This window comes from Mycobacterium sp. AMU20-3851 (assembly GCF_043974665.1).
Lineage (GTDB): Bacteria > Actinomycetota > Actinomycetes > Mycobacteriales > Mycobacteriaceae > Mycobacterium.
This window is the reverse complement of sequence record NZ_CP146371.1, coordinates 5438147-5459977: the sequence shown is the minus strand read 5'-3', so window position 1 is coordinate 5459977 and position 21831 is coordinate 5438147. Positions and strand designations below refer to the sequence as shown.

Sequence of the window (21831 nt, the reverse complement as noted above, 5' to 3'; positions counted from 1 at the left end):
CGCAGAGTGAGTCAGCGGCCCGAGAGCTTGGCTTCCAGGATGGACAGGGAAGCGTCCAGGGAGTCTTCCGGCAGCGGCGTCTCATGCGATGCCGAGATCAGGACCCCGACGATCGCCCCGGCGATGACGCGGCGTTCGAGCGGATCCGACGGCGCGTCGGGGCGGTGGGCCAGCGCATCGGCGATCATGCCGATCAATCGGACGTACTCGGTGTACACCAGACCGCGTGCTTCGGGTACCTCGTACATCAGCCGTTCCCCGGCCACGGTCTCCTCGCGTTCGGCCGGCGTCAGGCCGCCGAACACCTGCGCGACGGCGTGTCGGTATGCGGCGATGACCGACAGTTCGGACGGCGCCTTGGCGAACGCGTCCACGATCGGGCCGATGTGGCCGTCCGAGATCAGCACCGCTTCCTTGACTCCGAAGTAGCGGTAGAAGGTTCGCGGCGAAACGTCGGCCGCCGCGGCGATCTGATCGATCGTGGTTTCGGCGTAGCCCTGCTCGGAGAACAAGTCGAAGGCCGCACGGCGGATTGCCGACCGGGTCTGGATCTTCTTGCGTTCCCGCAGACTGGTTGAGCTATCAGGTGCCGACACCTTTTTATTGTCCCCCACCTGTTTGCTTAGCTGTGTGCGGACTCAACCAACCAGTGTGCTCACGGCGCCCGACATGTGCTCGGCCACAGTTGCCGCTGCGAGGGTGTCATCCCCCGATTCGATGGCGTCCACGATGTCGTGGTGCCGCTTGGCGTTCATGTTCTTGATGGCGCGGTCCACCCCGGCGAACATGATCGACATCCGGATGCTGCCTTCCAGCGAGGTCCACTGGTGCACCAGCGTCTCGTTGCCGGTGAGCTGGCACATCGTCCGGTGGAAGCGCAGGTCCGCTTCGATCCGGTCCTCCAGGTTGGCCTCCGCCCACCGGTCCATCTCGTGCACCGCGGCGCGCAGCGTGGCGACGGTCTCCGTGCGGTCCGGTCGCGAGGCGAGTTCGCGGGCGGCCAGCGATTCGAGCGCGGCCCGGACGTTGAAGATGTCCCGGATCTCCTTGGCGTCCAGGTGTCGCACCGATAGCCGGCCGCGGGCGCCGGCCGAGATCAGGCCCTCCTGCTGTAACTGGCGCATGGCCTCGCGCAGGGTGCCGCGGCTGATCTGGAGCGCATCCGACAGTTCGGTCTCCACGAGGTGTGTACCGGGTGTCAGCTGACCGGTGGTGATTGCCCGGCGCAGCGCGGTGAGTGCCTGCTCGCGCAGGCTGGTCTTCTCCAGGCGTAGCAGCGAGGTGGAGTCCACGGACATCCGGTGCTCCTTGACTGTCAACATTCAGATGTCAACACTCTATAGCCGTTCCAGGACGGTCGCGACCAGACGTGCCGTAGCCAGGCCGTAGCGGTCGTGCAGGGTCGGCAGCGCGCCGGCGGCCAGGAACTCATCCGGCAGGGCCACCGGCGTTATCTGTTTGGCAACGCCGCGCTGCACAGCGGCCGAGGCCACCGTCTCGAACAACCCACCCACGACGGTGTGGTTCTCGCAGGTGACCACCAACCGGTCCGTATCCACCTGCGCCAGAACCGTTTCGGTGTCGAACGGTTTGATGGTGGGGGTGTGCACGACGGCCGCATCAACGCGGTGCGCGGCAAGCTGTTCGGCTGCCTGCAGTGCCCGCATGGTCATCAGCCCGCTGGAGATGAGCACGACGTCGGCACCGTCGCGTAGCACCTTGGCCTTGCCGAGCTCGAAACGGTAGTCGTACTCGTCCAGGACACAGGGCACGTTCCCTCGGAGCAGGCGCAGATAGGTCGGCCCGGCGTGCGCGGCGAGCTGCGGGACGGCCTGCTCGATGTCCACCGAGTCGCACGGATCCACGATGGTCAGGTTGGGGACGCCCCGGAAGATGGCGATATCCTCGGTGGCCTGATGCGACGGGCCGTAGCCGGTGGTCAGGCCGGGCAGGCCGCCGATGATGTTCACGTTCAGATTCGGTTCGGCGATATCCAGGCAGATGAAGTCGTACGCCCGCCGGGCCGCGAACACCGAGTAGGTCGACGCGAACGGCACCAGTCCGGTCTCGGCCATGCCGGCCGCCGCGCCGAAGAGCAGTTGCTCGGCCATACCCATCTGGAAGAACCGGTCCGGGAATTCGTTGGCGAAGATATGCATATCGGTGTACTTGCCGAGATCGGCGGTCAGGCCGACGATCCGCTCATCGGCCTGCGCGGCCTTGACCAGTGCGTGCCCGAACGGCGCGGGACTGGTCTTCTGGCCCGGGTCGGCGAACGAGGCGATCATCGCCGAGGTTTTGAGCTTGGTAGGCGCGCTCACGCTGGTACTCCCTCTTGGTTCTCGGTCAGCTGATCGCGGCAGATCTGCCATTCGTCGGCATCGATGCGCATGAAATGCGCCTTCTCTCGGTTCTCCAGCAACGGAACCCCACGGCCGATCCTGGTGTCGCACAGGATGACCGAGGGTCGGCCGGTGCTCTGTGTGTCGATGGCGTCGAAGGCCCCGAGCAGCGCGTCGACGTCATTGCCGTCGACCCGGGCGACATGCCACCCGCAAGCCGCCCACTTGTCGGCCACCGGTTCGGTGCGCAGCACACCGGCGGTCGGTCCGTCCGCCTGCAACGCGTTGATGTCCACCATCGCGATGAGGTTGCCCAGGTTATGGTGCGAGGCGCCCATGGCGGCCTCCCAGGTGGATCCCTCGTCGAGCTCACCGTCGGACAGGAAGTTGATCACCCGCGAGCCCGAACCCTGATGCCGTAGGCCCAGCGCCATCCCCACCGCCACCGTCAGTCCGTGGCCCAGCGATCCGCCGGAAATCTCCATTCCCGGTGTGTAGCTGGCCATTCCGGACATCGGCAGTCGGGAGTCGTCGGAACCGTAGGTATCGAGTTCGGCGACGGAGATGATGCCTGCCTCGGCCAGTGCCGCGTACAGGCCGATGGCGTAGTGGCCCGTGGAAAGCAGGAACCGGTCACGGCCGGCCCAGTGCGGATCGTCGGCCCGGTAACGCAGCTGGTCGATGTAGACGCAGGCCAGCATGTCGGCGGCGCCCAGGGCCTGACCGACGTAGCCCTGGCCCTGGGCCTCACCCATGTTCAGGGCATGGTGCCGTATCCGGTACGCCGCCTGGCGTACCCGTTCCGCCCGCATCAGGCGACCAGCTCGTGGTGCTTGGCAGCAGCGGCGTCGGCGGCCTTGCGTTCGGCCGGTCCCCAGGTCTCGCGGGTGGCCAGCGCGGCCCACAGGCCGATGGCGGCATAGCCGGAGAACAGCAGTGCGGGGCCGACCCAGCCGAACCCCTCGAACAGCAGGGTGGTGATGAACGGCGTGAACCCGGAGACCATCGCCGAGATCTGGTAGGCCAGCGATGCTCCCGAGGCCCGGGTGTTGGCGGTGAACAGTTCGGGGAACCAGGCACCCTGAGCTCCTGCGAGCGCGTTCTGGCACACCCCGTAGGCGATGACGAAGGTGGCGACGATGAGCAGCATCAAGCCGGTGTTCACCATGGCGAACATCAGCACACCGAACGGGATCCCGAGGGCGCAGACGCCCAGATACACCGGCCGGCGGCCGACCTTGTCGGTCAGCGAGGCCCACCCGAAGGTGGCGAAGATCCCGAGGAACGAGGCGATGCACAGCGCGGTCAGGGTCTGGCTGGCGGTGGCCAGGCCGGAGTTCTTGAGGTAGCTGATCATGTAAGTGATCGACACCGCGTAGCCTGCCGTCTCCGCAATGCGAAGTCCGATGCCGCGCAGGATGTTTCGCCAGTCCTTCTTGACCACCTCGACGACCGGCGACTTGACCACCCGGCCTTCGCTCTTGACGTCCTCGAATACCGGTGACTCCGGAACCTTGGCCCGGATGATCAGGCCGACGATGACCAGGATCAGGCTGGCCAGGAACGGCACCCGCCACGCCCAGTCGCCGGGCAGGTGGACGCTGACCAGGAAGGTCAGGTTGGCCAGCAACAGCCCGACGGGGAATCCGGCCTGCACGATGCCGGTATAGCGGCCCTTCTGCTTCCACGGCGCGTGCTCGTAGCTCATCAGGATGGCCCCGCCCCACTCGGCACCGAAGGCCAGACCCTGGATGATGCGGACGGTGACCAGCAGGATGGGCGCCAGCACGCCGACCGCTGCATAGGTCGGCAGCAGGCCGATGGCGAAGGTGGCCAGGCCCATGACGATCAGTGAGGCGACCAGGACCGGTTTGCGGCCCACCTTGTCGCCCAGGTGGCCACCGATGATGCCGCCCAGGGGTCGGGCGGCGAAGCCGACGCCGAGCGTCGCGAAGGCGGCAAGCGTGCCGGCGACCGGACTGGAGTTGGGAAAGAACGCGGTGCCGAAGTACAGCGCGGCGGCAGTTCCGAATCCGATGAAGTCGTAGGTCTCGATCACGGCGCCGACACCGGAGCCGACGGCAACGCGCTTGGCGTCCGGTGTGCCGTTCACCGGGCCCCGCATCTTCAGAGCGTCATCGCTCATGGTGGACATCCTTTCAAATCCAGTTCTACCTGGAGTTCCAACTTCCGGCCCCGATCACTGTCGACGGTTGACAGTGCGGTAACGCATCCCAGTGTGAGCACGCCCACACCCTGATGTCAACAGTCGACAGGCAGTAAAAGTTGCCAGTTGACTGTTAACAGTCAACTCAGTTACTGTGTTGCCAATCACAAGTGGAGGTGAGATGACCAGCGCAAACCCAGAGGGTCCCTACAGCAGCCGACTCGGCTGTTCGACGATCAGTTTTCGGCACCAGAGGCTGGCACAGGCCCTGACCTCGATTGCCGACCTGGGTTTCACCGAGATCGACCTCGGCGCCCTCCCCGGCGTCTGCGACCACGTGCCGTACGTGCTGGACGCAACCGCGGTCACCGACGTCGCCCGCACCGTCGCGGCATCCGGTCTCGAGGTGCGTTCGATCAATGGGGATATCGGCGATCTGAACCTGTCCCTGGACACCGATCAGCGCGCCGCGCGGACCCGACACCTGGACATGCTGGTGGCGCTCGCGGCCGCCACCGGTGCGCAGGCGCTCGTCCTGCCCTGCGGGGCGCTGGACCACGACCCTGTCGAATCGCTGGACAGTGACCTGGACCGCGTCGCCGCGGAATTGAGCTGGGCGGCGGGTGTTGCGGCGGCCCGCGGCGTCGAACTCTGGACCGAATCCCTGCACTTCCACCGGTTGTGTTTCAACCTCGATCGCGCACGCGCGCTGCACAGCCGGCTCGACGACCGGGTCGGCATCGTGATGGATTTCAGCCACATCGTGGCCTCCGGAGGAGACCCGGTGGACTACGTCGGCCACGTCGGTGGGCGCATCACGCACGTGCACATCCGTGATGCGGTACCCGGCAATATCAACCTGTCCGTCGGTAACGGAGCGGTCGACTTCGCCCGCGGGATCAAGGAATTGGCCGCCGCCGGATATTCCGGGCACTTCGCCCTGGAGTTGGAAACCCGCGACATCACCGACCATGAACGGCCTGCGGCGACCGCCGCCGCCGCCCGCCTGATTTCCGACCTGATCTAGAAGGAGCAACCGTGACCATCGAGAAGACCGCCGTCATCACCGGCGCCACCTCCGACAAGGGCATCGGCGTGACCGTCGCCCAGCGCTACGCGCGGGAGGGTTGGGCCGTCGTCATCCTCGATCTGGACGGCGAGAAGAGCGCCAAGGTCGCCGCCGAGATCGGAAACCAGTACGCGGTACCGGCATTCGGCCACGCTGTCGATGTCACGTCCGAGGAGTCGGTGACCGCCGCCCAGGCGGCGGTGGCCGCCGAGGTCGCCTCGGGCAACCTCCCGCCGGTCGGTGCCCTGGCGAACATCGCAGGCATCACCTCGCCGGTCCCGTTCCTGGAAACCACCCTCGAACTGTGGAACAAGGTCTTCGCGGTCAACGCCACCGGGACCTATCTGGTCACCCGCGCCTTCCTGCCGGAGATGATCGAGCAGGGTTGGGGGCGCATCGTGAACATGTCCTCGGTATCGGCGCAGCGCGGCGGCGGCGTGTTCGGCAAGGTGCCCTACTCGTCGGCCAAGGCCGCCGTCCTCGGCTTCACCAAGGCGCTGGCCCGCGAGGTCGCAGACAAGGGTGTGACCGTCAATGCCGTCACCCCGGGGGCGGTCGACACCAATATCCGCGTCGGTTCCACCGATGATCAGGAAGCTGCGTTGGCCGCCGCCATCCCGGTCGGTCGCACCGCGACGACCGAGGAAGTCGCCGCCGTGATCACCTTCCTGTCCAGCGCCGATGCGGGCTACTTGACCGGGACGACCGTTGACATCAACGGCGGCAGCCACATTCACTAGATGAGGTAGTTCGATGACACGTCTGTTCAACGACCCGGCAACGTTCACCGAGGACATGCTCGCCGGCTTCCTGGACGCCAACTCGCAGTATGTGGTCGGTGTCCCGGGTGGCGTGGTGCGGGCCGTCGAGACACCGCCGGGCAAGGTGGCTGTGGTCGTCGGCGGAGGATCGGGCCATTACCCCGCGTTCTGCGGGGTGGTGGGTCACGGTTTCGCCGACGGGGCCGTGGTGGGAAACATCTTCACCTCACCGTCGGCGCAGGAGGCCGCCTCGGTGGCCCGTGCCGCCCACGGTGACGCAGGCGTCTTGTTGATCACCGGGAATTACGCCGGCGATGTGATGAACTTCGGACTGGCTGTTGCGCAGCTTCGCGCCGAGGGCATCGACGCGCGCTATCTGGCGGTCACCGACGACATCGCCAGTGCGCCGCCGGAGGACATTGCCAAAAGACGGGGCATAGCCGGCGACTTCACGGTATTCCGGTGCGCCGGTGCGATGGCCGAAGAGGGCGCCGATATCGACGGCGTGGAGCGGGTGGCCGCCAGGGCCAACGCGGCGACCCGCACCCTGGGTGTGGCGTTCGAGGGGTGCACCATGCCCGGCGCGGACCGTCCGTTGTTCGTCGTCGAAGACGGCCAGATGGACCTCGGTCTGGGGATCCACGGTGAGCCCGGGGTGTCCAGCCACCAGATGCCGACCGCCGCCGAATTGGCAGAACTGCTGGTCCAGGGCGTACTGGCCGAAAGGCCCCCGGGGTCCACCGGACGAATTGCCGTCATCCTCAACGGTCTTGGACGCACCAAGTACGAAGAGCTGTTCGTCGTGTGGAAGACGGTCTCGGCCCGGCTGGCCGACGCCGGCCACACCCTGGTGGCACCCGAGGTGGGGGAGTTGGTCACCAGCTTGGACATGGCCGGATGTTCGCTGACCGTGATGTGGCTCGACGACGAGTTGGAGCGGCTGTGGACGGCCCCCGCCGACACCCCCGCCTACCGGAAGGGTTCTGTCTCGGCGGCCTCCGGATCGCGGCGTGCCGACACCCTCGGCGACAGCGCGGCCCGCACGGTCGTGCGCGGCGACGCGCCGTCCTGTCGCGCGGGGAAGGCAGTGGCGCAGGGGATTTCGACGGTCGCCGCGGTGATGGCCGCTGCCGAGGACGAACTCGGGCGCATCGACGCGGTCGCCGGTGACGGCGACCACGGGCGCGGCATGGTCAAGGGCACCGCCGCGGCGGCCGGGGCGGCCGCTGCCACCGTCGATTCCGGAGGTGGCGCCGCAGCGGTGCTGACCGCCGCCGGCGAAGCCTGGGCCGCCAAGGCCGGCGGGACGTCGGGTGTGCTGTGGGGCGCCGCATTGTCCTCGGCCGCCCGGCAACTGGGCGACATCGGGGAGCCCGGTGACAGGGAAGTCGCCGCGGCGCTGCGCGCCGGGCATGACGCGCTGGTGGCGCTGGGTGGTGCCCAGCGCGGCGACAAAACCATGCTGGACGCGCTCGGACCGTTCGTCGACTCGTTCGAGCAGACCGTTGACGGTGGAAGTGATTGGCGCGCAGCCTGGGTCGCCTCGGTCGAGGTTGCCCAGAAGGCAGCGGCCCAGACCGCCGAACTACGACCCAAGGTCGGCAGGGCCCGCCCGCTGGCCGAGCGCAGCGTCGGGACCCCCGACGCGGGCGCCATATCGCTGGCCATGTGCATCCACACGGTGGCCGAACTGATCGAGGAGACAAGATGAGCCTGCGCCTGGTCATCGGATGTGACGACGCCGGCCTGCAGTACCGGGACATCCTGCGCGCCGATCTGGAGGCGGACCCGCGGGTGGCCTCGGTGGTCGACGTGGGCGTCGGACCAGACGAGCACACCGCGTATCCGCACGTCGCGGTCACCGCGGCCCGGATGGTGGCCGACGGTGACGCCGACCGGGCGTTGCTGATCTGTGGCACCGGACTCGGCGTGGCCATCGCCGCCAATAAGGTGCCGGGGGTACGGGCGGTCACCGCCCACGACAGCTTCTCGGTGGAGCGCGCCGTCCTCAGCAACAACGCGCAGGTGCTGTGTTTCGGTCAGCGCGTGGTCGGCATCGAACTGGCCCGCCGGCTCGCTGCCGAATGGCTGGGCTATCGGTTCGACCCGGCCTCGGCGTCCGCGGACAAGGTTGCCGCGATCTGCGGGTACGAACCGCAGCACGCCTGACCGGTCGGGGGGCTGTTCCGCGGTCCCCAGCTCGTTTCGTTCCAGCCCGCCGATAGGGTCATAGCGTGCCTGATGACCTCTGGAGCGCCGCGACCCGGCATCCGTTTCTCGACGCGGTGCGTGACGGCACCATCACCGACGTGGCCTTCGATCGCTGGTTGTGCCAGGACGCATTGTTCGTCGCGGACCTACTGACCTTCCAGGCCAGGCTGCTCGCGCGTGCCCCGCGCGCCGCGCAGGGCACCCTTGTCGGCGGATGCGCAGCGCTGGTCGCCGAGCTCGACTGGTTCGCCGAGCAGGCCGCGCGGCGTGGGCTCACGCTCGAAGTGCCGGCACTTCCCGCCACCCTGCGGTACCGGAATCTGCTGCAGCGTCTCGATGATGCGCCCTATCCGGCTGCCGTCACCGCGCTGTGGGTGATCGAACGGGTGTATCTGCTGGGCTGGACCTCGGCGAAATCGCCGACATCGCCCCTCGGCGAGTTCATCGACCACTGGACCGTCCCCGACTTCGCCGACTATGTGCAGGCGCTCGGCGCACTCGCAGCGGTCGATGATCACCAGGACCTGATCGCCGAGGTGCTGCGATTGGAAGTGGACTTCTGGAACATGGCCTTCTCCGATGGATCGGAGGGTGAGCGATGAGCCTCTCATCCCAGTTGTGGTCGGAGAACGCCGATATCGTCGCCGACGTCCTGGCCAATCCGTTCGTCCGCGGGATCGGGGATGGTTCCCTGGACCGCGGACTGTTCGCCGGATACGTCGCCCAGGACGCATTCTTTCTCGAATCCTTCGCGCGTGCTTACGCATTGGCGCTGGCCCGCAGCACCGATACCGAGACGTTGCTGACCTTCGCCGATCTGCTCGCCGGGGTGCGTGCGGAGTTGGGGCTGCACGCCTCCTACGCGGCCGAATGGGGTATCGACATGGCCGGTGTCACGCCGGCCACGGCGACGCTGGCCTACACGGAGTTCCTGCTGGCCACCGCGGCGACCGGAGGTCTGGGTGTGGTGTGCGCGGCGATGACCCCGTGCATGCGCCTGTACGCGCACATCGGTCGATCGTTGGATGCGGGCGCGGCGGGCCCCTACGCGGCGTGGGTGCAGACCTATGCGGATCCCGGATTCGAGGAGGTCGCCGCGCTGTTGGAACGGCTGCTCGATCGACTCGGCGACGACGGCCCGGCCATCCGGGCGGCCTACCGTCGCGCCATGCGTCTGGAACTGCTATTTTTTACCGCCGCGCTGAGCCCGCAGGACTAGCCTTGCGCCGCTTCGGCTTTGGTGAGGGCCGCGTAGATCGCCGCGTTGAACGCCGGTATATCGTCGGGGGAGCGGCTGGTGATGAGATTGCCGTCCACCACCACCTCCTCATCGACCACCGTGGCACCGGCATTGCGTAGGTCGGTGCGCAAGCTGGGGTAGGAGGTCAGTGTCCGTCCGTCGGCGACGCCGGCCTCGACCAGGGTCCACGGCCCGTGGCAGATGACGGCGACCGGCCGACCGGAGTTGACGAAATCCCGGACGAACGCCACCGCGGCCTCATCGGAGCGCAGTTTGTCGGCATTGACCGTTCCGCCGGGCACGACCAACGCATCGAACTCGTCGATCGCGGCCTTGCCCACCAGCCGGTCCACCGGGAAATCCCCGGCCGGTTCCAGGTCGTGGTCGCGCGCGGAGATCGTGCCTTCGGACAGGGACAGCAGTTCGGTACTGCCGCCGGCGTCCTCGATCGCACGGCGCGGTTCCTCGAGCTCTCGGCGCTCGACGCCGTCGGTGGCCAGGATGGCGACCTTCTTATCGTGCAGTGTTTCGCTCATGACCATGGGCATGCCCGCTGCGGGCGCACCCAAACATGGGTGGGCTACCACAGGTAGATGGCGAACACCGTGGCCACCAGAACGGCCAGCCAGCTGTCCATCGCGATCTTGAGCCACCGTGGGGCGTGGTTGACCTCCATGAAGGAGCGGACGACGATCCGGCACTTGACGTACATCATCGCCAGCACCAGCGCGGTGACACCCGTGCTGGGCTGCATGGTCTCGGTGAAGTGGGCCGGGGCCAGCCACCAGGATCCGACCGTGATGAGGACCAGAACAGCCCACGCCCACAGCAGCTTGCGTTCGGTGGTGGTTCGGCCGCTTGTCGTTGTCGTCATGTCACCTCATCACGTACAGCAGCGCGAAAATGATGACCCACAGCAGGTCGACCATGTGCCAGTAGGTCGCTCCGGCCTCGACCATGGAGATCCGCCGGCGCGCGGGGTTGCGCAGGTCCCGCACCACGACGCCGAGCACGATCAGTCCGATGAACACGTGTAGGAAGTGCACCCCGGTGATCACGTAGTAGAACGAGAAGAACTCGTCGGAGTTGGTGTAACCGGCCCCGATCTTGGCGGCCCACTCGTAGCCCTTCAGTGCCATGAACACCACGCCGCATGCGCCGGCGCTGTAGACGAACCGGATCGCCCGGCCGTGGTCTCCCGAGCGGGCAGACAACACGCTGCGCGCAATGAACCACGAACTCGTCAGCAGCACAACCGTATTGATTACGCCGATGTTGACATCGAGATGCTGCTGGGAACGCAGGTACTCCTCGGGCGACATGCTCCGGTAGATCATGTAGATGACGAAGTAGCTGGAGAAGATGATGATGTCTCCCAGCACCATCACCCACATGTGGATGTCACCGGGTAGATGGCCGGAGCGGGTCGCCGGGGAGTGCCCGGTCCGGTCTGTATCGGGTGCCGCCGCTGTCAGCGACGAGTCGGATTGCGTCATCCGGTGTCAGTCCTTGAGGTCCACGGCGGGATCCGCGGGCTCGCGGGCCGCGGCGTTGCGGAGGATGAAGATCAGTGAGCCGAGCCAGATCGAGAAGATGACGACGGCCACCCAGAAGGCGATCGATCCGTTCCAGGCGAACGGGCCGGCGGGGAAGACGAACATCTGGGTGGCGATGACCTCGGTGACGATCTGCCAGATCGACAGGTAGGCGAACCACTTCGGGAAGATCTCGTTCTTGTCGTACAACACGGCGATGGCCACTGCCAGGTATGCCGCGCTGAAGCAGCCCAGCGAACCGTTGTAGGACAGCATCCCGAGGTCGTAGAGCAGGCTGACGAGTTCGGGATCGCGGTCGGGTCGGAAGGTCGCGGTGAGGAAGCAGACGGACACCAGCAGGAAGCCGGGCAACGCACCCACCCCCATGCCGCCGATATAGGCGTAGGCCAGCACCGGACCCGTCGACATCCGCGACATCTGGTAGGCCACCAGCGCATTGGTCATCGCCGCCCCGCCGAGCAGGACCAGCAGGATGACGAACCCGATCTGAATGGTCAACGCGTGGGAGGTCACGAAGGCCACCTTGTCGGCGGCGCTGACGTCGGGGCGCGGCGGCGGTGTCACCCGCGCGAGCAGACAGATGATGACGCCGAAAGCCGCGTACCACACCGGGAAGAACCAGGTGACCAGTCGGACGTCGGGCTTACCGGCCGGTGACTTGTCCGGCTTGGTGACGTAACGGTCCGGGGACAGAATGCTCATCGCGCCGCCGACGCTCCGACTCCAGCCTGTCGGCCGGTTTCCGGATCGGCGATCACGCCGTCCTCCACCGCCTGCCGCAGCACCGCGGTCCGCAGGACGAAGAACATCACGACCATGAAGGCCGCGAATGCGCCGTTGCGCAGCCAGAACGATATGAGCCCGTCCCAGGCCAGCGGGCCGGTCTGGAAGACCGCCGCGCAGGCCGACGGCATCATGGCCAGCCCGGTGAGCAGTGAATAGGTGCCGACCCAGCGCGGGAACACCGGGCGTGGACCGGTATCGAACTTCACCGCCACCGCGAGCAGCATGAACTGGCAGAACACCATGCCGATCGGGGCGATGAAGACGATCCAGGCCAGATCGTTGAGCAGCATCGTCAGCTCGGGATCGCGCTCCGGGCGGAAAGCCGCGACCAGGAAGAAGATGTTCGACAGTGCGAAAAACGTTGCGCCACTGACTAGTGCGGTCAGATAGCAATACGCGAAGACGTGGCTCTGGCCGTGCATCCGTTTCATCTGCGCGACGATCACCATGAAGAACGGCACCACCATGATCCCGCACAGGTTGAACGTCACCTGACTGAAGCGGATCCAAGCGGTGTTCTCCGCGTAGAACCGGGCCACCTCTTCGGCGGGCAGCGTCGGCGAGATCGGGGGCCAGAAGCCCGGGAACGCAACCAGTGCGACCAGCAGCACCACGCCCACCGCGGGGCCGCTCCAGAGGCAGACCCACTGGGCCCTGATGTTGCCGGCTTTCGGCAGGTCTTGAACCTGCTCAAGGATCTGCACCCATCCTCCAATATGACTCAAGTCAGGAGAGTTTCTCCCCGTGTGGGCTCTCGATCGAGGGCGACGAAAGGCCCGTTAATCCCATCCCGGCACTGTGATCCGGGATATTGCCGACTCGAGAACCGTAACAGCCGGCGCGGGCGATGGAAAGAAAAATACTGATTCCAGTCAGTTTTACATTCATCCCGGTAGTGTTGCGGCTCAGATGAGGCCACGAAAACGAGGTGCCGGGCCAGTGTCGAAGATCGATGTCGCCAAGCGGCCGACCAAGGGGCTCCAGACGCGGGAGCGCCTGCTCGGGGCCGCCATCGTCGAGTTCACCCGCGCGGGTGTTGCGGGCGCCGACGTCGCGACCATCGTGGCGGCGGCCGGCGTAGCCCATGGCACGTTCTTCTTCCACTTTCCGACCAAGGAGCACGTGCTGCTGGAGTTGGAGAAGCGGGAGGAGGAGCGGATGGCCGCCGAACTCGAGCGGGTCTTCGCCGAACCGCACGACGTCCGCACCACCCTGATCGCTGCCGTGTCAGTGCTGGAGAAGCTGAAGGCCCGACTCGGTCCGCTGCTCTTCAAAGACTTTTTGGCGCTGCACTTCTCGTCCAATCCGCCCCCGGCCAACGAGTGGGCCAACCATCCGATCATCGTCGCCGTGGTGGCCGACCTGCAGCGCGCGCAGGACGTCGGGGACATCCCGACCGACGTCGACACGGTCCACAACGGCATCTCCTACCTGGTCGGGCTGTACGCGCTGCTGATCACCATTCCCGAGCCGATGTCCCAGCCGTTCATCGACCAACTGGTCTCCACCTACCTGCATGGGCTCCGCGCGGTACCCCTGGACGATGCGCAGGACTGTTCTCGACGGTCAGGCTGAGCGGGCCCGCAACGCCGGCGCGATATTGTTCTTCTGGCACCGGACAGATCTGGCGGTGTGCCCAAGCGAACGACGGACGGAGCGGCCATGGCGGTGGTGAACGGGCCGTCTGCGCGTGAGACGAAGCGCCTGCAGACCCGGGAACGGTTGATGGGTGCCGCCGTCGCCGAGTTCAAACGCGCCGGTATGGCCGAGGCCGACGTCGCCGCCATCGTGGCCGCTGCCGGTGTTGCGCACGGCACGTTCTTCTTCCATTTCCCGACCAAGGAGCACGTGCTGCTGGAACTGGAGAAGCGTGAAGAGGACCGGATGGCCAAGCAGTTCAGCCGCTTCCTGGCCAAGAAGCACGATCTGGAAGCGGCGCTGTCCGAGGCTGTGCGACTGGTGCTCAGCCTGGAGCGCCGTCTCGGCGCGCTGCTGTTCAAAGACTTTCTGGCCCTGCACTTCTCTCAGACGCGTCCCTCTTCCGAGGATGGTGGTGACCACTCGCTGGTGGTGCTGTTGGCCAACCGGATCGAACAGGCCCGCACACTCGGTGAGTTGGATCCCGAGGTCAACCCGATGAACAGCGCGGTCTTCTTCCTGCTGTGCCTCTACGCGCTGGCCATCACGACCAACGACCCGATGCGCACCGACCTTCTCAGGGATCTGGTCAGGCGTACGTTGCGCAGCGTCGGTCTCCCCGATTGAGGCTTGTCCCGCCCGGATCTGCATGACTACAGTCAGTCGACATGCGCAGGTCTGCCGTTGCGGCGACTCCCGATGGACTTCCTTTCGATGACCACATGGAGGCATCTCGGCTGGCTCAGCGCCAGGCGGACAAGTGGCTGATCAGCGGAAGCATCCTCATCGGCACTGCGGCGCTGGGCATTTTCGGGCTGCCGCTGTTCCTTCGCGGTATCTGGCTGCTGCGGCGTGCCCACCGGAGTGGGCTCTCGGTTCGTCCCATGATGGTCACCCTGCTGGGCTATCTGGTCATCATCGACGCGGCCATCAACACCGTCGGCTGGGCGCTCGACCTGGTGGGCAGTCACACCCTGTTGGCCCGGGTGCTCCTCAACGGCTGGGGACACATGTTCGATGCCGGCTACTTCTGGCATTTCAACGAATTGTGGGTGGGTGGAGCGGCCGGTCCGGGTGAGAAGGCCATGGAAGTGGGCATGATCGTCACGGTGTTCACCATGCGGATCGCGGCCGGCATCGGATTCCTGCAGATGAAACGCTGGGGCCACCAGTGGATGATCGTCACCTGCTGGATGGGTGTGGTCATCTGGGTGCTCTACGTGTTCAACATGACGATGTATGCCGACGTCCGTTATGCGGGCACCATCTTCCCGGTCGTCGGTTGGTGGCTCTACGACATCTTCTACATCACCCCCTTCCTGGCGATCCCGTACCTGCACACGGTCAATCGCGAGATCTTCACGGACTGACTGCGGTCGACGTAATCGTGACATGAGTCAGTGACTGAACTCATCGACTCTTCTGCCCGTCAGGGCTTCTGAGGAATATGGAATGCTTCTAACTGCACATATGAGCGACCCGGACGTTATCGAGCTCGTAGTTCTATTGACTGAAGTCAATCAATGAACTAGAAACAGTGCATCATGACCCAGCACCTGAAGCCGACCACGCGGGACACCCGCCGGCTTCAGACGCGGGAACGCATCCTCGGCGCCGCCATCGCCGAGTTCAGGACCGCGGGCATGTCCGGTGCCGAGGTGAATGCCATCGTCGCCGCTGCCGGCGTTGCGCACGGCACCTTCTACTTTCACTTCCCGACCAAGGAACATGTGCTGCTGGAGCTCGAACGGCGTGAGGAGGCCCGCGTCGCAGCCGATTTCTCCCGGTACCTGGACGGCCCGCACGACCTGGCCGGCGCGCTCACCGAGGTGGCCGCACTGGTCGCCGGGATCGAACGCAGATTCGGCCGGGTGCTCTTCAAAGAGTTGCTGGCCCTGCACTTTTCGCCGTCGCGGCCGGAATCCGAGGACTGGACCGATCACGCCGTCATCGTGCTCCTGGTCCGCGAGATCGAACAGGCGAGCCGAGCCGGCACCGTCCATCCCGAAGCGGATGCCTTCTACAGCGCCGTGTTCTTCCTACTCGGTGTGTACGGCGTGCTCAGTACCAACGACGACGCGGCGGGCCGCGCGGCGATGCTCGACAAACTGGTCGCCTCCGCACTCCGCGGTCTGCAGACCCGATGAACCCGTCAGCAAGGAGGTCCAACCGTGGACTACGTGTGGGAAATACTGCGATACGTCGCGGCCTGGGGAGGTACCGGCCTGATCATCTGGTTCTGGTACTGGATGTTCTCCAATATCGGCACGTTCTGAACGCGTCACGGCGATGACCGAACTCGACGATGCGTCGGCGATGACGCTGGAGCGCAGCTGCTCGCTCACGGCGGTCGCGCTGAGCGACGAGGGCCGGGCCGGTGTACGTCTGGTGACCGGTGAACACCGCGGATTCGGGCTCAACCATGCACGCACCCACATCCACGTTCCCTACCCGCCGCTGCGTGCGGACTGGAGCAGGCGCACGTTGACCTGCGGTGTCGCGCTGCAATGCTCGGCGTCCAAGGACCGCGTCGGTGAGTACCGGATCAACGAACTGTCGACCCGCGAGCTCAGGGCGCTGACCCTGGTCGAGGCCGGTGTGGCGCTCGGGTGGATCGCGGTGCGCTGGCCCGGTCTGATGCCCGAATTCCGCCGGGTGCTGCCCGGTCTGGAACCGGCGGACCCGGACACCGGCTCGCGCGAGATGATCAGCCGCGCCGTCGAACTGGCCCGCACCGGCGACGAGTTGTCGGTGGACCCGCTGCTGGGCCGGCTGCCCGCGGTGTTCACCGCTCCCGACGGTCTGGCGGACAAGCTGCGTCGCCAATTCGGGCGGATGCCCTGGACCACCACGCAGAAACGCATGCCGCAGCCGTATTCGGTACCGGTCGGCGGTGACGGCGGTGTCCGTAACCCGAACCTGCCACCGCCGAGCCGTCCCCAGGACAACGATATGGACATCGCACCGGATCACCGGCCCGGCATCCCGTACCCGGAGTGGAACTCCTGGACGAAGAGCTTCATGCCGAACCATGTCGCCGTGCTCGAACTGGCCCGCGACACCCGGGTGGGCGCGGCGAGGACGGGGTCGGCGGACTTGCGGAAGTGGTTCCAGGAGAACACCCACCGGGCCATGACCAACCGCCTGGAGGACGGTTCGGATCTCGACATCGACTCCTACGTCCGGCACTACGTCGATCTGCAGACCGGGGAGGCCGGTGAGCCCAGGCTGTTCCGTGAACTGCTGCCCAGCAGCCGGGACGTCAGCACCGCGTTGCTGCTCGACGGCAGTTCCTCGCTGGGAGTGCACGGCGGGCGGGTCTTCCGCCTGGAACTGGCCTGCGCCGACGCACTGTCCCGGGCGATGACGCACGCCCGGGAACGCCACGGGATATTCGTGTTCACCGGGAACACCCGGCACCGGGTGGAAGTGCGCTGCCTCAAGGACTTTCCGGAGGCGCGCTTCGTACCGCCCAGCGGACTGGGCCTGTCCACCGGTGGTTACACCCGGCTGGGCGCCCCCATCCGGCACCTCACCAACCGCCTGCTGGGGCAGCCGTCGGAGCGGCGGCTGCTCATCATCATCGGCGACGGGATGATCTCCGATGAAGGCTACGAGGGCCGCTACGCCTGGGCCGACGCGGCGCACGCCGTGGAAGAGGCCAACGAGGCCGGGGTTTCCGTCTACTACGTCGGAGTGGGTCCCGCCAGGGTGGACCCGCTGCCCGAGGTATTCGGATCCCGCCGCTCGCAGCGGATCCGGCGCGTCGAGGAACTACCGCGCGTGCTCGCCCACGTCCACCGCGAACTGGTCAGCGCCTGACCGTGTCCCCATCGGAGGAGTCCCATGAGTAGCGAAACCTATTACGCCAGCGGCAACGAGGTGCAACTCTTCGAGCAGGCCTACACCCGCAAGATCCCGGTCATGCTCACCGGACCCACCGGGTGCGGCAAGACCCGCTTCGTCGAGCACATGGGATCGCTGCTGGGCCGGCCCGTTGTCACCATCAGCTGCCACGACGACCTGACCAGCTCGGACCTCGTCGGGCGCTTCCTGGTCACCGGTGGCGACGTCGTCTGGACCGACGGACCGCTCACCCGGGCGGTGAAGAGCGGCGCGATCTGTTACCTCGACGAGGTCGTCGAGGCACGGCACGACTCGCTGGCCATCCTGCATTCGTTGACCGACCACCGGCGCACCCTCTATCTGGACCGAGCCGACGAAATCGTCGCGGCGCCGGACGAATTCATGCTGGTCTGTTCCTACAACCCGGCGTACCGCAGTTCGCTCAAGGAACTCAAACCGTCCTTCCGGCAACGGTTCGTCACCCTGCCGATGGGTTACCTGCCGCCGGAGCGGGAGGCCGCGGCCGTGGTCGCAGAAACCGGCATCGATCTCGCAGCCGCGCAGCGCCTCGTGCAGTGCGCCATCGCCATCCGCACCGCCGACGAGGCCTTCCACTTCGAGCCACCGTCCACCCGCGTGCTCGTCACCGCGGCGCAGCTGATCGCCGCGGGCGCCGGCGAGCTGGAAGCCGCCGAAGCCTGCATCCTCGCGCCGCTGAGCACCGACGGCGCGATCAGCGAAGGCCTGCGCGAGGTGGCGGCAGCGGGCCTGCTCACCTCCGACTCACTCTAGGAAGGGATTTCGACATGGTCGACCAGAAGGAAAAGAAGCGTAAGCGGGCACTCATCGTGTTCCAGATCGTCATCTACGGCTACCTGCTGGTGATGTTCCTCATCCAGCTCTGGATGTCCTTCGATCGCGGCTGGTGGTACCTGTGAACCTGCCACTGCTCGGTCGCAAAGCCGACGGTGAGTCGACCGGGTCGGTCAGCCTGGAAGATCACCACGACGCCTCCCGGCTAGCCCAGCGCCGGGCCGACAAATGGATGATCGTCGGCGCTGCCCTGATGGGCATGTGGGCGCCCGGTCTGATCGGGTTCCCGATCTTCATGCGTGGCGTGTGGCTGCAGCGCCAAGCTCAACTCGCCGGGCTGTCGGTCCGCCCGATGATCGTCACGCTGATCGGCTACCTGGTCCTGATCGACGGCATGCTCAACAGCCTGGGCTGGTCCCTGGACCTGGTCGCCAACCACACCCTGATCAACCGGGTGCTGATGATCGGGTGGGGCCACATGTTCGATGCCGGCTACTTCTGGCACTACAACGAGCTCTGGGTCGGTGGCGCCGCCGGTCCGGGTGAGAAGTCCATGGTGCTCGGCATGATCATCACGGTCTTCGCGATGCGGTGCGCCGCGGCCATCGGGTTCCTGCAGATGAAACGCTGGGGCCACCAGTGGATGATCGTCACCTGCTGGATGGGCGTGGTCATCTGGGCGATCTACGTGTTCAACATGACGATGTTCGCCGACGTCCGTTTCGCCGGCGTCGTCTTCCCGGTCATCGGTTGGTGGCTCTACGACATCTTCTACATCACCCCCTTCCTCGCGATTCCGTACCTGCACACGGTCAACCGCGAGATATTCACGGACTGAAGGAGCGATACCGTGACCCAACCTGCCGAGAAGACCGACGAGGCCACCGAGGATCTGCCCCCGGGCACCACGCCCTACTACGCACGCATGCACAAGTACATCAAGCGTGCCGTGCTGGTCTGCCTGGTCGCCCTGGTCATCGAGGGCGCGTTCACGTTGCCCTTCATGGCCGTCTACTACGGATTCCCGACATTGAGCCTGACCCAGATCTGCAGCGAACTGCTCAAGGTGCGCTACTCCGATGACACCTTGGAGTGCAAGTTCCCGTACCCGCCGCTGGGCCCGCCCGAGGGCGCCGAGGGCAAGGACACCGCCCGCGACATCTGGGGAATCCAGCCCGTCCCGCAGTATGACCGGCTCGGATTCCGGGAACTGGTCGACCGTTACGAGGCCCGCCAAGCCCGGCTGGCCGAACAGCAGGGTGGCTGAGGTGTCCGATCCCTTGCGGGTGATCCAGTGGGCCACCGGCAATGTCGGCAGCCATGCTGTCGCCGCCGTGCACGAGCATCCCGACCTCGAGCTGGTCGGTGCCCGGGTGTACGACGATGCCAAGGCCGGGCGTGACGTCGGCGAGATCTGCGGAATCGGCCCGACCGGGGTGATCGCCACCGCCGACACCGAGGACATCCTCGCCCTCGACGCCGACTGCGTGCTCTACATGGCGGAGGGCGAGTGGAATCCGCCGGCCGCGCTCGACGACATCTGCCGGCTGCTGGCTTCCGGTAAGAACGTGGTGTCGACCGCCGTCACCGCCTGGATCTATCCGGCCAGCGCCGGCCAGGAGGTGGTGGATCGTCTCGAGGCGGCGTGCCGGGAAGGGCGGAGTTCCTTCCACGCCACCGGTATTCAGCCGGGCTGGGCGGCCGAGGTGCTGCCGCTGACGATGTCGGGTCTGTTCCGGCGGATCGACTCGCTGCTGGTGCAGGAGTTGATGGATTACACCACCTACAACGTTCCGTTCGTGCTGTTCGACGTGATGGGCTTCGGGAAGCCACCTGAGGAGCGGGTGCCGATGGACGAGGCCGCCATCGGCGGACTGTCGTTCAAGGCTCCGCTGATGCTGCTGGCCGACGGACTGGACGCCACCATCGAGGACTACATCTGGGAACGCGAGGTGGCGGTCACCGACACGCCCATCGAGATCGCGGCCGGCCGGATCGAGGCCGGAACCGTTTCGGCACAACGGTTCTCCTACACCGCGGTGATCGACGGCCGTCGGGCGCTGACCGTGGAACACATCACTCGAATCGGCGCGGACCAGGCCCCGCACTGGCCCAACGGACGCGGCTGGAAGGTCACCGTCGAAGGATTGCCGTCGATGGTGCTGGAGTCCCGGATCGCCACCCACGGTGAGGACGACACCGACCAGGGTTGCCTGGGCACCGCGATGCACGCGGTGCACGCCATTGCCCCGGTCTGTGCGGCCGAGCCGGGCATCCGCACCTTCCTGGATCTGCCCACGATCGTCGGGCGTGGGGTGCTGTCGAAAGGAGTACGACAGTGACGTACCGGATGATCCAGTGGATGACCGGGGACGTGGGCCAGGTGGGTTTGCGGCACTTCGCCGACAACCCGGTCTTCGATCTGGTCGGGGTCCTGGTGCACAGTCCGGAGAAGGTGGGCAGGGACGCCGGGGACATCGTCGGTATCGCACCCACCGGGGTGACGACCACCGACGATGTCGACGCAATGGTCGCGCTCGACGCCGACTGCGTCTTCTACACGCCGGTGATCATGGACGTCGACACCGTGTGCCGGCTGCTGCGCTCCGGCAAGAACGTGGTCACCACCAGTGGGTTCTTCCATCCCTCAACCGATTTCGCGGCACCGGCCGAGCAGATCCGGGGCGCCTGTGCCGACGGCGGCACCAGTTTCCACGGCGCCGGCATCCACCCGGGCTACGCGGGCGATCTGTTGCCGTTGACCCTGGCCCGGGTGATGAGCAGGATCGACACCATCCACGTCTACGAAGTCGTCGACGTGCTCAAGGACGCCCCCCTCGATCACATCGACTGGATGGGCTTCGGCAAGGACCGGGACAAATTCCTGACCGAACCGACGATCCTCGGTATGGGTCTGCCGTTCTTCGCCCAGTCGATGTACATGATCGCCGACGGTCTCGGGGTGAGCATCGACGAGGTGACCGCGGCGGAGGTCGACGCGGCCACCGCGCGGGTGCCGATACCGCACCGGTTGGGGGCGATCGAACCGGGCACCATTGCCGGGCAGCGCCACGAGTGGACCGCCTGGGTGGACGGTCGGCCGCTCGTGGTCTTCCACGCCATCTACCTCGCGGGCAGCCCGGACCAGCGGGAGCCGGCCTGGGACTGGGGCGAGACCCGGTACGAGATCGTCATCGACGGGGATCCGCCGACCGAACTGACCCTCAAGGGCGCCCGCAGGCCCGACGGGGACATGGCGCATCCGGGCTATGACTGGACGGCGATGGCCGCCATCAATGCGATTCCCGCTGTGTGCGATGGGCCGCCCGGTTGGCGCACCCACCTGGACCTGGGTTTGATCCGGCCGCGCGGACTGGTCCGGTCGTGACCGGCACACCGGTG

Annotated in this window: 27 protein-coding genes; 17 read left to right on the top strand and 10 right to left on the bottom strand. The window is 66.3% G+C overall.

What is annotated here, in order from left to right; all coding sequences use genetic code 11:
* Positions 1–11 precede the first annotated feature (11 nt).
* Genes V4U86_RS26195 through V4U86_RS26175 form a run of 5 tightly spaced genes read right to left on the bottom strand, consistent with a single transcriptional unit; the run spans position 12 to position 4488 of the window.
* Positions 12–596, bottom strand: a complete 585-nt coding sequence (locus V4U86_RS26195; RefSeq protein ID WP_395308759.1) for a TetR family transcriptional regulator — start codon at positions 594–596, stop codon at positions 12–14.
* 42 nt (positions 597–638) lie between these two features.
* Positions 639–1298 (bottom strand): GntR family transcriptional regulator, encoded by a 660-nt coding sequence (locus V4U86_RS26190; protein ID WP_395308758.1) that lies wholly within the window; start codon positions 1296–1298, stop codon positions 639–641.
* A gap of 39 nt (positions 1299–1337) precedes the next feature.
* Positions 1338–2288 (bottom strand): transketolase family protein, encoded by a 951-nt coding sequence (locus tag V4U86_RS26185; protein ID WP_395312220.1) that lies wholly within the window; start codon positions 2286–2288, stop codon positions 1338–1340.
* Positions 2289–2317: 29 nt separating this feature from the next.
* Positions 2318–3154, bottom strand: a complete 837-nt coding sequence (locus tag V4U86_RS26180) for a transketolase (protein WP_395308757.1) — start codon at positions 3152–3154, stop codon at positions 2318–2320.
* A complete protein-coding gene (locus tag V4U86_RS26175; RefSeq protein ID WP_395308756.1) occupies positions 3154–4488 on the bottom strand; it encodes an MFS transporter in 1335 nt (444 codons plus the stop codon). Before V4U86_RS26175 ends, V4U86_RS26180 begins: the two co-directional genes overlap by 1 nt.
* Positions 4489–4690: 202 nt before the next feature.
* On the opposite strand from V4U86_RS26175, the gene V4U86_RS26170 reads away from it, so the two are divergent.
* The 6 genes from V4U86_RS26170 to V4U86_RS26145 all read left to right on the top strand — a co-directional run bounded on the left by V4U86_RS26170 (position 4691) and on the right by V4U86_RS26145 (position 9769).
* On the top strand, positions 4691–5536 hold the full coding sequence (locus V4U86_RS26170; protein ID WP_395308755.1) for a sugar phosphate isomerase/epimerase family protein: 846 nt from the start codon (positions 4691–4693) through the stop codon (positions 5534–5536).
* A gap of 11 nt (positions 5537–5547) precedes the next feature.
* Complete coding sequence (locus V4U86_RS26165) at positions 5548–6318, top strand: SDR family NAD(P)-dependent oxidoreductase (RefSeq protein ID WP_395308754.1); 771 nt, start codon at positions 5548–5550, stop codon at positions 6316–6318.
* Positions 6319–6331: 13 nt separating this feature from the next.
* Positions 6332–8050, top strand: coding sequence for a dihydroxyacetone kinase family protein (locus V4U86_RS26160; RefSeq protein WP_395308753.1), 1719 nt, complete (start codon positions 6332–6334; stop codon positions 8048–8050).
* Positions 8047–8508: a ribose-5-phosphate isomerase gene (locus tag V4U86_RS26155; protein ID WP_395308752.1), complete on the top strand. Its 462-nt coding sequence runs from the start codon at positions 8047–8049 to the stop codon at positions 8506–8508. Before V4U86_RS26160 ends, V4U86_RS26155 begins: the two co-directional genes overlap by 4 nt.
* 65 nt (positions 8509–8573) lie before the next feature.
* On the top strand, positions 8574–9152 hold the full coding sequence (locus V4U86_RS26150) for a TenA family transcriptional regulator (protein WP_395308751.1): 579 nt from the start codon (positions 8574–8576) through the stop codon (positions 9150–9152).
* Entirely contained in the window at positions 9149–9769 is a 621-nt protein-coding gene (locus V4U86_RS26145) for a TenA family protein (RefSeq protein WP_395308750.1), read from the top strand. Before V4U86_RS26150 ends, V4U86_RS26145 begins: the two co-directional genes overlap by 4 nt.
* Here V4U86_RS26145 and V4U86_RS26140 read toward each other — a convergent pair.
* From V4U86_RS26140 to V4U86_RS26120, 5 genes are read right to left on the bottom strand one after another with little or no spacing between them, the layout of a single operon-like run.
* A complete protein-coding gene (locus V4U86_RS26140) occupies positions 9766–10326 on the bottom strand; it encodes a DJ-1/PfpI/YhbO family deglycase/protease (RefSeq protein WP_395308749.1) in 561 nt (186 codons plus the stop codon). The two genes, V4U86_RS26145 and V4U86_RS26140, sit on opposite strands and share 4 nt — an antisense overlap.
* Positions 10327–10370: 44 nt before the next feature.
* On the bottom strand, positions 10371–10664 hold the full coding sequence (locus tag V4U86_RS26135; RefSeq protein WP_395308748.1) for a cytochrome C oxidase subunit IV family protein: 294 nt from the start codon (positions 10662–10664) through the stop codon (positions 10371–10373).
* 1 nt (position 10665) lies between these two features.
* A complete protein-coding gene (locus V4U86_RS26130) occupies positions 10666–11286 on the bottom strand; it encodes a cytochrome c oxidase subunit 3 family protein (protein WP_395308747.1) in 621 nt (206 codons plus the stop codon).
* Positions 11287–11292: 6 nt separating this feature from the next.
* Entirely contained in the window at positions 11293–12048 is a 756-nt protein-coding gene (locus V4U86_RS26125; protein ID WP_395308746.1) for a hypothetical protein, read from the bottom strand.
* Positions 12045–12836: a hypothetical protein gene (locus tag V4U86_RS26120; RefSeq protein ID WP_395308745.1), complete on the bottom strand. Its 792-nt coding sequence runs from the start codon at positions 12834–12836 to the stop codon at positions 12045–12047. Before V4U86_RS26120 ends, V4U86_RS26125 begins: the two co-directional genes overlap by 4 nt.
* 235 nt (positions 12837–13071) lie before the next feature.
* Between V4U86_RS26120 and V4U86_RS26115 the strand changes: the two genes are divergently transcribed.
* From V4U86_RS26115 to V4U86_RS26065, 11 genes are all read left to right on the top strand, one after another.
* Positions 13072–13707: a TetR/AcrR family transcriptional regulator gene (locus tag V4U86_RS26115; RefSeq protein ID WP_395308744.1), complete on the top strand. Its 636-nt coding sequence runs from the start codon at positions 13072–13074 to the stop codon at positions 13705–13707.
* Between the two features lie 87 nt (positions 13708–13794).
* Positions 13795–14397, top strand: coding sequence for a TetR family transcriptional regulator (locus tag V4U86_RS26110; protein WP_395308743.1), 603 nt, complete (start codon positions 13795–13797; stop codon positions 14395–14397).
* A gap of 41 nt (positions 14398–14438) precedes the next feature.
* On the top strand, positions 14439–15140 hold the full coding sequence (locus V4U86_RS26105) for a hypothetical protein (RefSeq protein ID WP_395308742.1): 702 nt from the start codon (positions 14439–14441) through the stop codon (positions 15138–15140).
* A 174-nt stretch (positions 15141–15314) separates the two neighbouring features.
* Positions 15315–15917 (top strand): TetR/AcrR family transcriptional regulator, encoded by a 603-nt coding sequence (locus V4U86_RS26100; RefSeq protein ID WP_395308741.1) that lies wholly within the window; start codon positions 15315–15317, stop codon positions 15915–15917.
* Between the two features lie 142 nt (positions 15918–16059).
* On the top strand, positions 16060–17592 hold the full coding sequence (locus V4U86_RS26095) for a nitric oxide reductase activation protein NorD (RefSeq protein WP_395308740.1): 1533 nt from the start codon (positions 16060–16062) through the stop codon (positions 17590–17592).
* A 24-nt stretch (positions 17593–17616) separates the two neighbouring features.
* Positions 17617–18408, top strand: coding sequence for a CbbQ/NirQ/NorQ/GpvN family protein (locus V4U86_RS26090; protein ID WP_395308739.1), 792 nt, complete (start codon positions 17617–17619; stop codon positions 18406–18408).
* A gap of 14 nt (positions 18409–18422) precedes the next feature.
* Positions 18423–18554 carry a hypothetical protein gene (locus tag V4U86_RS26085; protein ID WP_318268802.1) on the top strand — a complete coding sequence of 44 codons (132 nt, stop codon included), beginning with the start codon at positions 18423–18425 and terminating at the stop codon, positions 18552–18554.
* Entirely contained in the window at positions 18551–19267 is a 717-nt protein-coding gene (locus V4U86_RS26080) for a hypothetical protein (RefSeq protein ID WP_395308738.1), read from the top strand. The genes V4U86_RS26085 and V4U86_RS26080 overlap by 4 nt, the downstream gene beginning before the upstream one ends.
* An 87-nt stretch (positions 19268–19354) precedes the next feature.
* Entirely contained in the window at positions 19355–19696 is a 342-nt protein-coding gene (locus tag V4U86_RS26075; RefSeq protein WP_395312219.1) for a hypothetical protein, read from the top strand.
* Between the two features lies 1 nt (position 19697).
* Positions 19698–20771, top strand: coding sequence for an NAD(P)H-dependent amine dehydrogenase family protein (locus tag V4U86_RS26070; RefSeq protein WP_395308737.1), 1074 nt, complete (start codon positions 19698–19700; stop codon positions 20769–20771).
* Positions 20772–20779: 8 nt separating this feature from the next.
* Entirely contained in the window at positions 20780–21817 is a 1038-nt protein-coding gene (locus V4U86_RS26065; protein ID WP_395312218.1) for an NAD(P)H-dependent amine dehydrogenase family protein, read from the top strand.
* The last annotated feature ends 14 nt before the right edge of the window (positions 21818–21831 follow it).

What these genes read in the sequence shown, in the direction of transcription:
- V4U86_RS26160 (WP_395308753.1), top strand. Translation starts at nt 6,332, where the DNA reads ATGACACGTCTGTTCAACGACCCGGCAACGTTCACCGAGGACATGCTC.
- V4U86_RS26130 (WP_395308747.1), bottom strand. Translation starts at nt 11,286, where the DNA reads ATGACGCAATCCGACTCGTCGCTGACAGCGGCGGCACCCGATACAGAC.
- V4U86_RS26145 (WP_395308750.1), top strand. Translation starts at nt 9,149, where the DNA reads ATGAGCCTCTCATCCCAGTTGTGGTCGGAGAACGCCGATATCGTCGCC.
- V4U86_RS26180 (WP_395308757.1), bottom strand. Translation starts at nt 3,154, where the DNA reads ATGCGGGCGGAACGGGTACGCCAGGCGGCGTACCGGATACGGCACCAT.
- V4U86_RS26125 (WP_395308746.1), bottom strand. Translation starts at nt 12,048, where the DNA reads ATGAGCATTCTGTCCCCGGACCGTTACGTCACCAAGCCGGACAAGTCA.
- V4U86_RS26075 (WP_395312219.1), top strand. Translation starts at nt 19,355, where the DNA reads ATGCACAAGTACATCAAGCGTGCCGTGCTGGTCTGCCTGGTCGCCCTG.
- V4U86_RS26175 (WP_395308756.1), bottom strand. Translation starts at nt 4,488, where the DNA reads ATGAGCGATGACGCTCTGAAGATGCGGGGCCCGGTGAACGGCACACCG.
- V4U86_RS26140 (WP_395308749.1), bottom strand. Translation starts at nt 10,326, where the DNA reads ATGAGCGAAACACTGCACGATAAGAAGGTCGCCATCCTGGCCACCGAC.
- V4U86_RS26155 (WP_395308752.1), top strand. Translation starts at nt 8,047, where the DNA reads ATGAGCCTGCGCCTGGTCATCGGATGTGACGACGCCGGCCTGCAGTAC.
- V4U86_RS26110 (WP_395308743.1), top strand. Translation starts at nt 13,795, where the DNA reads ATGGCGGTGGTGAACGGGCCGTCTGCGCGTGAGACGAAGCGCCTGCAG.
- V4U86_RS26190 (WP_395308758.1), bottom strand. Translation starts at nt 1,298, where the DNA reads ATGTCCGTGGACTCCACCTCGCTGCTACGCCTGGAGAAGACCAGCCTG.
- V4U86_RS26100 (WP_395308741.1), top strand. Translation starts at nt 15,315, where the DNA reads ATGACCCAGCACCTGAAGCCGACCACGCGGGACACCCGCCGGCTTCAG.
- V4U86_RS26135 (WP_395308748.1), bottom strand. Translation starts at nt 10,664, where the DNA reads ATGACGACAACGACAAGCGGCCGAACCACCACCGAACGCAAGCTGCTG.
- V4U86_RS26065 (WP_395312218.1), top strand. Translation starts at nt 20,780, where the DNA reads ATGATCCAGTGGATGACCGGGGACGTGGGCCAGGTGGGTTTGCGGCAC.
- V4U86_RS26090 (WP_395308739.1), top strand. Translation starts at nt 17,617, where the DNA reads ATGAGTAGCGAAACCTATTACGCCAGCGGCAACGAGGTGCAACTCTTC.
- V4U86_RS26170 (WP_395308755.1), top strand. Translation starts at nt 4,691, where the DNA reads ATGACCAGCGCAAACCCAGAGGGTCCCTACAGCAGCCGACTCGGCTGT.
- V4U86_RS26095 (WP_395308740.1), top strand. Translation starts at nt 16,060, where the DNA reads ATGACCGAACTCGACGATGCGTCGGCGATGACGCTGGAGCGCAGCTGC.
- V4U86_RS26185 (WP_395312220.1), bottom strand. Translation starts at nt 2,288, where the DNA reads ATGATCGCCTCGTTCGCCGACCCGGGCCAGAAGACCAGTCCCGCGCCG.
- V4U86_RS26085 (WP_318268802.1), top strand. Translation starts at nt 18,423, where the DNA reads ATGGTCGACCAGAAGGAAAAGAAGCGTAAGCGGGCACTCATCGTGTTC.
- V4U86_RS26105 (WP_395308742.1), top strand. Translation starts at nt 14,439, where the DNA reads ATGCGCAGGTCTGCCGTTGCGGCGACTCCCGATGGACTTCCTTTCGAT.